The organism is Roseovarius spongiae, from assembly GCF_003651245.1.
Taxonomy (GTDB): Bacteria; Pseudomonadota; Alphaproteobacteria; order Rhodobacterales; family Rhodobacteraceae; genus Roseovarius; species Roseovarius spongiae.
This window is the reverse complement of the sequence record NZ_RAPE01000006.1, coordinates 193,236-204,031: the sequence shown is the minus strand read 5'-3', so window position 1 is coordinate 204,031 and position 10,796 is coordinate 193,236. Positions and strand designations below refer to the sequence as shown.

Sequence of the window (10,796 nt, the reverse complement as noted above, 5' to 3'; positions counted from 1 at the left end):
CGAGAGAAACGCCGCGTCTTCAGGGGTTTCGGCCCGTCTCAAGGCGACCCAGCCCGGCATCCGGGATAGTGTCTCGAGGCTCGGCTCGTGGAGGATGGGCTCGGGTTTCATGTTCAGAGCCTATCTTACCGCGGCGCTTATGGCCACAAGATATCGCACAAACCGCCCCACCCTGCCGCACAGTGTCGTGTCCAATAAGTTTGCATTATCGGACATGTTGATAAATCGCGTGCGACACGCGGAAAAGCGCCGGGAAATCATGTTCACGCGCGCGCTAAACGCCGTCGATGAGGATATCGAGGGCGCGCTTCAGCGCGTCGCGATGTTCCGCCAGGGAACCCGCCCGCTCGCGCAGCTCCGCGCCCGGCACGGCGGCGAGCTCTTGCACGCGGACGATCCATCTCGTTCCGCCGATCTCGACAGCGGGCGTCAGGCCCGGAAACGCCGCGTAGCCGCCGGCCTCGCGCAAGGGCGCGACGATGCGCGAAGCCTCGATCCCGATCAGGTCGGTCTGCAGATCGACGACAAGCTGGCCGCCGTCCAGGCGGTAAAGATCGAACTGGGCCATGACGGCTCAGAAACTCCGGAACTTCCCGAGCGGCAGTCCCTCGCGGGCCACCTCCTCGGCATAGGCGTCGATCGCGGCCCGGTTCTCGGCCCGCCACAGGCGGTTGCGCTCGATCTTGGCGGCCTCGGCGATCGCCGCCTCCGCCAGCCGCGACATGTTGAGGCCAAGCGCACGCGCGGTTTCCGCAACGTCCGCGTCCAGCGTCAGGTTGACCTTTACCCGTCCCATTTTCGCCTCCCGGCGTATCCGTATGCGCGAGGAGTATAACCCGTACGCAACACCTAGGCAAGCCGAACCTGCAGAGATCGCCCCTGCCCTCTCGTGTCGCCGGTTCCGGCGCGCATAACCGGCAGATCGCTACCGCAAGTGACCCCATGCCCGCAGCGCCGCCTCGCGCTGTTTGCGGGCCACAGCTTGCGCGTCGGGCTCCCCCAGCGCGGCCGCGATAGTTTCGCGTCAACCTGACCCAGACAGCAGGGCTATGATGCGTCGTCCCTGAGTGCCGCCAGCGCCGCGAGATGGCGAGGCAGGTCACTTCGGGAATGCAAGATGTCGTCGATGATCATTTCGTGCGGTCGCTCCAGAAACACCGGGTAACGCTCCCCTTCCCTCGCGAACCGTAACCAAGACCGGTCAGCTGCGGGTATGCGCCTGGCTATTCAAGAGCGCCTGCCAGCGTTCAAGCAGTTCGGCCTCAAACGCATCCGTCTGCTTTGGTCCGAAACTGGAAGTCGTCTCCTTGGCAATCTCGACCAGGTTGGCCTCTGCGCAACGCGTCAGCCGAAAGGATCGGCTCATGAAGATGCGCGTGCTTGCCGAAAGGCCCGCCTAGTCGATGCTGCGACGGCTGACTGCGGCCCGGTATCCCGCCGAAGCAATCGCTGCCAGCCGCCGCTCAGGCAATGGAAAGGCGCCATCATCCTCGACGTCCGTGTTCTCGCAGAACGTTTGGCCGGACTAAGTGATCGCCGTATTGTAGCCGATTCCACCCTATCTTGCGTGCCGTCGAAGGCGCAGCGCCCTGCCCTTCTTTCGAGTGTCCACCGCGGTGGACATTGGCGCCCTGCCTCGGCTCATCCTTGTGCCGCTCAAAGCCCTGATAGACGGCAACGCGCCACTGCGATCAAGCGTTACAGAGGCGCCCTCCCGCGCGACGACAGAATGGGCATCTTCTTCGCCAAACGCTTCGATGTCACGAGAAGTGACGAGGCCTGGAAAAGCCGGCCACCACTGAGGACCGCGACTCCTGGCCAGCACCATCCTGTCAAAGGGAATGCCCCGTGAAGGGACAGCGGCCTTTCTGAGTATCTTCCCCATCCGATCTTCTCCAAGACCGCTGGCGGAAACCGTTCTCCCCATCTGGTTTCTCCTCAGCCTTTTCACAGCTCACCTTTCAACATGTCCACCGCGGTGGACGTCATGCGTGACCTGCACAAGTACCAGAAAGCCTCTCCAACAAGCGTGACGGGTTGAAGTCCGTTTCTCTGCGACCGAGTGTGATGCTGTGGAAATACGCGCCCAAGTCTCGGATACGGTTGCTCATCTGTAGAATTATGAAGATTGCGCAGGAGGCCTTTTGCGAACCGATCTTCCTCGCTGCCTTCTCAAAGACGCTCTCGTGGATCCCCATCATCGGGGCGAGTGTCCTCGCATGACTTTCGACCTCGAACCAGTTTCTGAGCGAGTTCGTAGCGAAAGATGTCGCCTGGTCGCATACCGTTGTGAGCGTCTGCAGCGCAGGTGTTTCGTTACCGCTCTTGCTGTCTAGTTCTTTTTGTTCTTTTTTAGACCTAGAATGGCGCCGGGCAACTTGTCCGTCATTGGCGGGCAGTTTCACTGTATCCGGTGCGTCCACCGCGGTGGACGTCTGCTTGCAATGGTCTTCCAGATCGCTGAGCAAGGCGCGATATTCCGTGATCGAGAGCTTCCTCCGAAGAACTCGGCGCATCTGGTGAGTGAAGTCGTTTTCGGGGTCCGCTTCGTCGAGATGTGCAAGCCTGCTCAGGATCTGTTTTCGCAAGAACACGCGATCCCGGCGGGCGTTCTCCATCTCCTGTGCCGCTGCGAGTAGCTCACTCGCGCGTGCCAGCAGCGGAGTGAGCGACAAGCCATAGCTAATGGATTGACCTTCGGAAGACTTCACCCTGTATCGTTTGCGATTTGGGCTGTCGTGGCGCTTCATGAAGCCGAGTTCGACAAAGCGATCGATGTGCCTGCGCAGGGTTCGTTCATCGATCCCCCCAATTCGACGGCAGATCTCGGTGTTGGAAGCAAAGACTGTATCTCCATGCCCAGGTCTGAGAAAGCTCAGCATCGCTTGGAGCGTCTGAACGTGCCCCGGACGGAGACCGTAAAGGCTGCGCGTGTCCCTGAGCGCGCGGAAGACCGCCCAGATGTCGATCTCAGCGGTGGACGTGGCGGGGGCGTCGCCAACGACGCCCTCGGTTTGAACGGAAAGTTTTGTGAATGCCATGTTTGTTGGACGATGACCGTTGTGGCCCACAACTTCCCCGGCTCTTCACGCCGTTTCTGGCGAGAAAAGACAATAAAAATCCGTCCACCGAATCGGTGACTCTTGACCAGTACGTCGGAGATTGCTACATCACAGGTGCTAATCAGATGATGAGGGCTCTCCGGGGGAAACCTTGGGGGGCTCTTTTCTCTTCGGCCTTCGCCTTTCTCCTCTGCTCGTGTATATGGTTGTGGCCGGGAATCAGGTTCCCGAGCCTCTCTCATCCTGCCATCGCTCGAAGAGCTGGCGCAGCGTGGTTTCCGCGCGCTCTTCGAGCCATTGGCCGAATTCCGGGTTATCCTTGCGGGTGATCTTGATCGCGACCGACTTGTCATCGACGGTCAGCGTGCCCACAGGGCTGCCGCTATCGTCTTTGACCACGGTAATCTGGCCACGGACGCTTGGCTTGGCCGCGCCGCGCGCCTTGCTGGAGCAGGCCACATAGACGGCTTGGAACCTGTCCGCGCTTGAAGCGGTCTCAGGTAGGGCGGCAAGCGTCTCGCGCGCGATGTCGACAAGCGGCGCCTTCGCTGTAAGGGCAGCCAGTTCACCCCACTGGCGCCGACCTACGCCATGAGCCGGGCCGATAAGTCGGACAAGGTCGTCAGGCAGCTGCTCAATGACCACACGATGGTTCGACACCCCCTGCCGGGTGAGTCCCAGAGCGTCCTGAATGACGCCCGGTTTGTAGCCTTCTTTCTGCATCTCCTTGATAAAGATCGCTTTTTCAATGAACGACGGATCCAATCGCAGGTTGTTTTCCTGGCCTTGCGCGATCAGGGAAGCGTCGTCATCGAGAGTTCGAACGATCGCTTTGACGGTTCCGCCAACCCTTCGAATGGCTGCAAGTCGGCGACGACCGTAGATGATGCGGTACCGATCCGGTTGGTCTGAAGGACGAACCATGATCGGCACCTGCTGACCATGCTTGCGGATGCTTTCCGCGAGATCCTCGATGCTGCTATCTTCCAGGATCAGGCGATCCCGGAGACCATCCATATCGATCCGGTCAGGCTCGATGTCCCGGATCGAGTTGGCCGTGATCTCCCGCAGGGAATCGCGCAATCCGCCAACCGAGCCGGGCAGCTTTGCCGACTTGACCGGGGCAGGGGAGGGCGCAGCCGTCTCTTTCACGTCTTTCGGAGGTTGATTGAAGATATTTCGGGCCATCAGCGCCGCCCCCATGCCATCTGGATTGTCTGCTCCAGCTCATCGGCAACGCTGTTCACGCTGGTCAACGCCCGATCAATCGTCTTCCGAATGAACTGGCCCGGGTCCACTTCGTAAATGGTTTGCTGAGTCATGCCGGCGTCGGATATAGCGGTCGATTTCAGCATCGGCTCGGTCATGACTTGGCCAGCGAGGATTGAACGCAGGTATCCAGCCATCTGCGTTTGTGGTCCGTCCGAAGGCTCGTAGCGTGTGATCAGGAACTTCACGAAGTCCCAGGTGACATGCCGTCCAATCGCCTCTTCAACGGCTTTGACCGTCTCCGAGGCGAGTTTGAGAAACTGGCTCATCGACGCGATGTCGAGCATGCCGGGAACCACCGTCACAAGAAGGCCCGTCGACGCCGCCAATGCGGTCAAGGTCAGGAAGCTCAACTGCGGAGGGCAATCGATCAGCACGATGTCATAATCGGAATCGACTTCCTCCAACGCCAGGGCAAGGCGCTCTGCGAAAATCGGCTGCACCCGGCGCGCGAGCGCGTTGGCTGTCTCGGTCTCGTATTCGGACAACATCAGGCCGGCCGGGACCATGTCGAGCTTGTGAAAGTATGTTTTCTGGATCACCTCGGAGAGCGGAACCTGATCCTCGTATCTCAGGGCGTCATAAATCGTGCCGCCTTCGGCGAACTCGAGCTCGGGCCGGAAGCCGAAGAAGGTTGTCAGACTGGCTTGCGGGTCGAGATCCAGCACTAGCACACGATAGCCGCGCAAGGCATACCGGTGCGCAAGATGGATCGTTGCCGTCGTCTTTGAACTGCCGCCTTTGAAATTGACGACCGATAAGACTTGCAGCCGGTCGCCCTCTCGGCGACCGGGTCGGTACGCGTCAGCGTTCTTCCCCGTGCGGGCCAAGATGTTGCGGAGTTCGTCAACCTCCTCGGCCGTGTAGAACCTGTGACCGCGACCGTCGGTATGAACTTCCGGAAAACTGCCATCCTTGTGGCGGTTGCGCAGGTTCGACGTACTGACGCGCAGCAGTTCGGCGACCTCGGTCGAACTGAAGCGGCGCAAGGACTTGCGCTCTTCTGGCTCGAACGCAACTTTCATCTGCCGGTCAAGCGACTCGGCAAGACTGTCTGCGAATACTCCGATGTCGGAAGAGCCTATTCCTTGCGCGTAGCCGGTATTTCGATCATCCATGTTCTGCCGCCTCTCATGGCCTTTGCTAAGGCTCTTGATTGTTCTGACGGTCGAATCCGCGTCTGACGCGTTTTGCCGTCAGAATGGAAATGCCACGAACGTCTGAGTCCGGCAAGAAGAATCTAAATATAGTGGAAAAGTTATCCACAGCACCAATAAGGGCGCGCGTCGCAGCGCAGCTTTAACATTCTGATTACTAATGGAAAACTACGCGACCGGTCGGGTCGGTGAGTTTCATGAGGTCTTTCGCTCGCGTCGATTAACCCTCGGGCCTGAGCGGATATTTCGGTGGTTGCAGGTCGTTCGATGCGGTGATTCTGGGAGTTTTCGTCGGAATGGCGAGCAGCTTTTGACAGGGCAGGGGGGTGCGCGGCAAAAGCAAGAGCGCCGTGTTGCGATAATCGGGGCGCGGCGTTTACGCGTCGGACACGGCGTTGTCTGCATCGCTTGCCGCGCTCACCGTCCGTTGCGCGTCCGTGACCCTTTCGTAGTTGAGGTCCAGCACCGCCCTCAGACCTGTGGGCGTGAAACTTCGCGTGAGAGTCCCGTCAAGATAAGCCGCGATGGCGGTCTGGGCCATCTTCGTGCCGAATCCTTCATGGTCCTCGGCCTTTCCGAAGTCGTCGATCTCGCAGGTTTCGGACCACAGGATCCTCAGTCGATCGCCTTCCCGCTCGCTGGTGATGACGAGATCGCCCCGAGGCGTCGATAGGCCGCCATACTTCACCGAGTTGGTGCAGAGTTCGTAGAAAACGAGTGCGAGAGGAGTGATCGCAGCGTCGGCGACGCGGCAATTCTCTATCGCGATCCGCGGCTCGGTCCCGCCGATGAATGGCGTCAGGATGGAGGAAACGAACTCATGCAGGTTCACGTCGGCCGACTTCTTTTCGTCCGGGTCAGGAAGAGGAACGGCCAGGTCATGTGCTCGTGAAAGCGCCTGAAACCGGTTCTGCATCATGTCCAGCAATTCTTCGATGCTGTCCGCCTGCCGCGCACAAATCCGCAGCAGCCCCCCCGCCACGGCAAAGCAGTTCCGGACGCGGTGTCGCATCTCGGAAAGCAGCATGTGCTGTTGCTCTTCGATCTCGCGTTTCAACGAGATGTCGCGCGCAATCTTGGAGGCGCCGACGACGCGGCCGCTACCGTCATGCATGGGCGAAATCGTCACCGAGATCGGCACCAGGCCGCCATCCTTTCTCCGGCGCATCGTCTCGAAATGCGCGATGCGCTGACCGCGCCGGATTTTCTCGATGATACCGGCCTCTTCGTCTTGCCGGCCCTGCGGAAAAATGAGGGTGATCGGCTGGCCGATCGCTTCTTCGGCGGTATAGCCGAACAGCGATTCCGCACCGCGATTCCAGCTCTGAATGATGCTGTCGAGATCCTTGGTGATGATCGCGTCGTCGGAATCTTCGACAATCGCCGCAAGGTGTTGCAGTCGCCGCTCCAGGGAACCCATTTTCCAAACTCCGGTGAAGTCTACGCCTATACACATGCTCCGGAAACGATTCAGATATATACCTGCTCCGGAAACGACTCAAAGAAAAAAGCGCATCTCGCCGGACAACGTATGGGCGAACTGAGAGGATGGTTGGCGGCGCGTTCTTGCCGTCTGCCGGGAATTCGCCCCGCGCCCGGTTGATCGAGCCGATTTCACGGAACACTCCGCCGGTTGGGGTCGTTGTCTCTCGGACAACCACGGAGGCCCCGCCGATGACCATGCGATTTGAACAGATTCTCGCCGACGGAGTCGCCGAATGCTCTTATCTGCTTGGGGATGACAGCGCCCACGTGGCGGCGGTGATCGATCCGCGCCCGGACGTGGACATCTACCTTGAACGGGCGCGGCGGTTCGGACTGGCGATCACCGACGTATTCGAAACCCATATTCACGCCGATTTCATGAGCGGTGCCCGCGAACTTGTGGATCGCCTCGGAGGACAGGCGCGGCTGCATCTGAGCGTCGAAGGCGGCGCCGAATATGACTTCGACCACGAGCCAGTGCGCGACGGCGACGAGTTCCGCTTTGGCGGTCTGCGCTTGAAAGCCCGGTTCACCCCCGGCCACACACCCGAGCACATGTCCTACCTGATGTTTGACGGCGACAATGAGCGGCCTTGGGGAGTGATGAGCGGGGACGCGTTTTTCGTGGACAGCGTCGGCCGTCCCGATCTGTTGGGCGAGGACGAGACCGAGGAGCTGACCGAAAAGCTGTTTCACACCGTTCGCGACGTGTTCATGGCGCTCGATGACGACGTGATCATCTATCCCTGTCACGGCGCCGGGTCGGCCTGCGGCCCGGATATCGGGGACAGGATGTCAAGCACGATCGGCTATGAACGCCGATACAACCGCTATGCCAGGATCGAGGATCCCGAGGCGTTCAAAGAGGCGATCCTGGGCGATGCCCCACCAGTGCCGACACATTACCCGCGCATGAAGAAAGTGAACACCAAGGGACCGGAGGTGCTGCGCAACTTGCCGCGTGTGCAGCCGCTGACGGTGGATCAATTTGCCGATACAGCAGAGCAGGGCGCGCAGATCCTTGATGTGCGCGACATGCAGGCATTCGGGTCCGGGTTCGTGAAAGGTAGCCTCAACATCGCCGCGCGGCCCGAACTTTCGGTCTGGGCCGGATGGCTGTTGGATCCCGATCGCCCGATCCATCTCGTTCTCGGCGACGATGAGGAACTGCCCGGGGTGCTCCGCCTCCTGTGGCGCACCGGCTATACCGATTTCGGCGGCTATCTGGCCGGGGGCATCGCCGCCTGGCGAGAAGCGGGGCGCGAGTTGGAAAAAATCCCCCAGATCACGGTGCACGACCTCGAACGGGCAGGTGATGTCGTTCCGCTGGATGTACGAAAGCCGGATGAATGGGATGCGGGTCATGTGCCGGGTGCGCGCCATGCCTTCCTCGGAGAATTGCGTGACAAGCTCGACAACCTCGACAAGTCCAAAACCTACGCGACCTACTGCGCCAGCGGGTTTCGGGCAAGCATCGCGTCGAGCTTTCTCGCCGCGAACGGCTTTGACAACCTGCGCAACACGCTCGGCAGTTGGAGGGCCTGGACCGCTGCCGGCTATGAGAAGGAAATCCCGAACTGAGGAGGAAGAAATGCAAGATACCGTCAAGATCAACGATCGCTTCACCGTCGCGAAATTCGTGCCGGACGAGGCCCAGATTCGACAGGCGTCGCAGGAAGGCTTTCGCTCGGTCGTGAACATGCAGACCGAAGATGAAGAGAAGAAGCTGAAGATGACCCCGCGGGAGGAAGGCCGCAAGGCCACAGAGGCGGGTCTGACCTACCTCCACCATCCTGTCGATGGGGAAAACATGACGGACGACGTGGTTGACGGCTTTCGCGCCAAGGTAGGCGACCTGCCCGGGCCGGTGCTTGTGCATTGCGCGTCCGGCAAACGATCGGGCGCTTTCGTCATGATGCATATCGCCTGTGAACAGGGCATGAGCGGCGGCGAGGTAATCGAAGCAGCCGAAGAGATGGGGTTCGAATGCGATACGCCGGAAATGGAGAGCTTCGTCAAAGATTACGTCGGACACAACCACTGAAGGCTGCGCCATGCATCCCTGAGGGGGTCACTGATGCGCGGACGCTGCGAGCGTCCTTTGCGTACATCCTTTATCGCTCGGTAGAAACAAGGGCCGATCATGCTTGCCGATACCACCGAAACGTCGTCCAAGACAGCCGATGGGCCGCTCAGCGAAACCGTGGAGTCGGTGCTCAGCGCTGCTGATCGCAGCGACGACGCGTTGAGCGTAGGCGAGATAATCGAAGCGGCCGGAGACAAGGGGGCGCTGCCGCCGATCCTGCTGGTCGCGCTCATTGCGGCGACGCCGCTCTCAGGAATTCCCGGCGTGTCGGTGGTGTGCGGGTTGGTGATCGCCCTCTTGTCCTTTGAGTTGATCGCAAATTTTCGCAGCCTCCACTTGCCCGGCAAACTCAAGCGCGCGTCAATCGACCCGGACAAGTTGAGCCGCGCGATCCGCAAGATCGAGCCGGCATTGCGCTGGATCGACAGACACACCGGCGACCGACTGAAGTTCCTGTTTCACCGCCCCGTGATCTGGGTGCCGCAAATCCTGTGTCTGCTGAGCGGCCTGGCGATGCCGTTTCTCGAATTCGTGCCGTTTTCCTCGTCCGTGGTCGCGGCCGGTGTCTGCCTGCTCGTGATGGCGATGCTGACGCGGGACGGCATATTCGTGGTGCTCGCGCTCATCCCGTATGGCGGGCTGATCTATTTGCTGATGCGTGTGCTGGGATGAAGAGGCGCGCCGCGATATGCGTCCTGCCATTTCTTCTGACCGCTTGCGCGGGCGAACAATCGGTGCTCGATCCCGCCGGACGTGACGCGCAGGTGCTCTCGGACCTGTTCTGGGTGATGCTTGCCGGCGCGGTCGTGCTGTGGCTCTTCGTCAATGGCTTGATTTTTTACGTTACGCGCATTGCGCCCCGGCCACTCGGCAGACGCGCGGCGGAAGCGCTGATCATCGGCGGCGGCGTGGTGTTTCCGACCATCGTGCTGGGCGCGCTGTTGATTTATGCCCTGTCGGAGATGCCGAACCAGCGCGCGTCTGGCGAAGGGCTTGAGGTGCGGGTCATGGCGCATCAGTACTGGTGGCGGGTGGAATACTGGCCCGACGGGGCGAGCGAACCGGTGATCAGCGCCAACGAGATCCGCCTGCCCACCGGCCAACGCTCCGAGATCACCCTCAATGCCGAGCGGGTGATCCATTCGTTCTGGATCCCCGCCCTGGGGGGCAAGACCGATCTCATTCCCGGCCGGCAAACCCGGATGTCGCTCGAGCCGGTCCGGGCGGGGCAATTCCGCGGCCAATGCGCGGAATTCTGCGGTGAGAGCCACGCCTACATGGCCTTCGGCGCAGTCACCATGCCGCCCGAGGAGTTCGCCGCCTGGCTGGAAGCCGAGGCCGCACCAGCCAAGCCGCCAGAAGGCAATGAGGCCACGCGCGGCGCCGCGCTGTTTCTCTCCGAGGGCTGCGGCGCCTGTCACGCGGTGCGTGGCACGGCGGCCAGTGGGGCGGTCGGGCCGGATCTGACGCACCTGGCGTCGCGTCGCACACTGGCCGCCGGGATCCTGCCGATGGAGAAGGCGGCGTTGCGCGACTGGGTGTCGGATCCCGCTCGTTTCAAGCCGGGGGTGGAAATGCCCGGCTTTGATCATCTGACGGATGCCGAGCTTGAGGCGCTCGCGAGCTATCTGATGGGGCTGACATGACCGATACGTTTTCAGACGCCCCCAGAAACGCCCCGCGTGACGACGACAGCGGCAAGGTGCTGGATGAGACTCTCCAGGGCGTCTATCCGCC

The 10,796-nt window shown here is 60.9% G+C and carries 11 protein-coding genes; 4 read left to right on the top strand and 7 right to left on the bottom strand.

Annotated features, from left to right (window positions below; genetic code table 11):
* Positions 1–274: 274 nt before the first annotated feature.
* The 7 genes from D6850_RS17390 to D6850_RS17360 form a co-directional block, all read right to left on the bottom strand.
* Positions 275–568 carry a CcdB family protein gene (locus D6850_RS17390; RefSeq protein ID WP_121168879.1) on the bottom strand — a complete coding sequence of 98 codons (294 nt, stop codon included), beginning with the start codon at positions 566–568 and terminating at the stop codon, positions 275–277.
* A 6-nt stretch (positions 569–574) separates the two neighbouring features.
* A complete protein-coding gene (locus D6850_RS17385; protein ID WP_121168878.1) occupies positions 575–796 on the bottom strand; it encodes a type II toxin-antitoxin system CcdA family antitoxin in 222 nt (73 codons plus the stop codon).
* A 405-nt stretch (positions 797–1,201) separates the two neighbouring features.
* Positions 1,202–1,366 carry a hypothetical protein gene (locus tag D6850_RS19780; RefSeq protein ID WP_245964237.1) on the bottom strand — a complete coding sequence of 55 codons (165 nt, stop codon included), beginning with the start codon at positions 1,364–1,366 and terminating at the stop codon, positions 1,202–1,204.
* A 619-nt stretch (positions 1,367–1,985) separates the two neighbouring features.
* Positions 1,986–3,041: a plasmid replication protein RepC gene (repC, locus tag D6850_RS17375; RefSeq protein ID WP_121168877.1), complete on the bottom strand. Its 1,056-nt coding sequence runs from the start codon at positions 3,039–3,041 to the stop codon at positions 1,986–1,988.
* A 240-nt stretch (positions 3,042–3,281) separates the two neighbouring features.
* Positions 3,282–4,250, bottom strand: coding sequence for a plasmid partitioning protein RepB (gene repB, locus D6850_RS17370; protein WP_245964236.1), 969 nt, complete (start codon positions 4,248–4,250; stop codon positions 3,282–3,284).
* Positions 4,250–5,449, bottom strand: coding sequence for a plasmid partitioning protein RepA (gene repA, locus D6850_RS17365; protein WP_121168875.1), 1,200 nt, complete (start codon positions 5,447–5,449; stop codon positions 4,250–4,252). The genes repB and repA overlap by 1 nt, the downstream gene beginning before the upstream one ends.
* Before the next feature lie 415 nt (positions 5,450–5,864).
* The gene (locus tag D6850_RS17360; protein ID WP_166434115.1) at positions 5,865–6,908 is read right to left on the bottom strand and encodes a PAS domain S-box protein; all 1,044 of its coding nucleotides are present in this window, start codon (positions 6,906–6,908) and stop codon (positions 5,865–5,867) included.
* A 179-nt stretch (positions 6,909–7,087) separates the two neighbouring features.
* On the opposite strand from D6850_RS17360, the gene D6850_RS17355 reads away from it, so the two are divergent.
* From D6850_RS17355 to D6850_RS17340, 4 genes are all read left to right on the top strand, one after another.
* Complete coding sequence (locus tag D6850_RS17355; RefSeq protein WP_245964235.1) at positions 7,088–8,554, top strand: MBL fold metallo-hydrolase; 1,467 nt, start codon at positions 7,088–7,090, stop codon at positions 8,552–8,554.
* A gap of 10 nt (positions 8,555–8,564) precedes the next feature.
* On the top strand, positions 8,565–9,017 hold the full coding sequence (locus D6850_RS17350; RefSeq protein ID WP_121168872.1) for a protein tyrosine phosphatase family protein: 453 nt from the start codon (positions 8,565–8,567) through the stop codon (positions 9,015–9,017).
* Between the two features lie 99 nt (positions 9,018–9,116).
* A complete protein-coding gene (locus tag D6850_RS17345; protein WP_121168871.1) occupies positions 9,117–9,731 on the top strand; it encodes an exopolysaccharide biosynthesis protein in 615 nt (204 codons plus the stop codon).
* A complete protein-coding gene (locus tag D6850_RS17340; protein WP_121168870.1) occupies positions 9,728–10,705 on the top strand; it encodes a cytochrome c oxidase subunit II in 978 nt (325 codons plus the stop codon). Before D6850_RS17345 ends, D6850_RS17340 begins: the two co-directional genes overlap by 4 nt.
* Positions 10,706–10,796 lie beyond the last annotated feature (91 nt).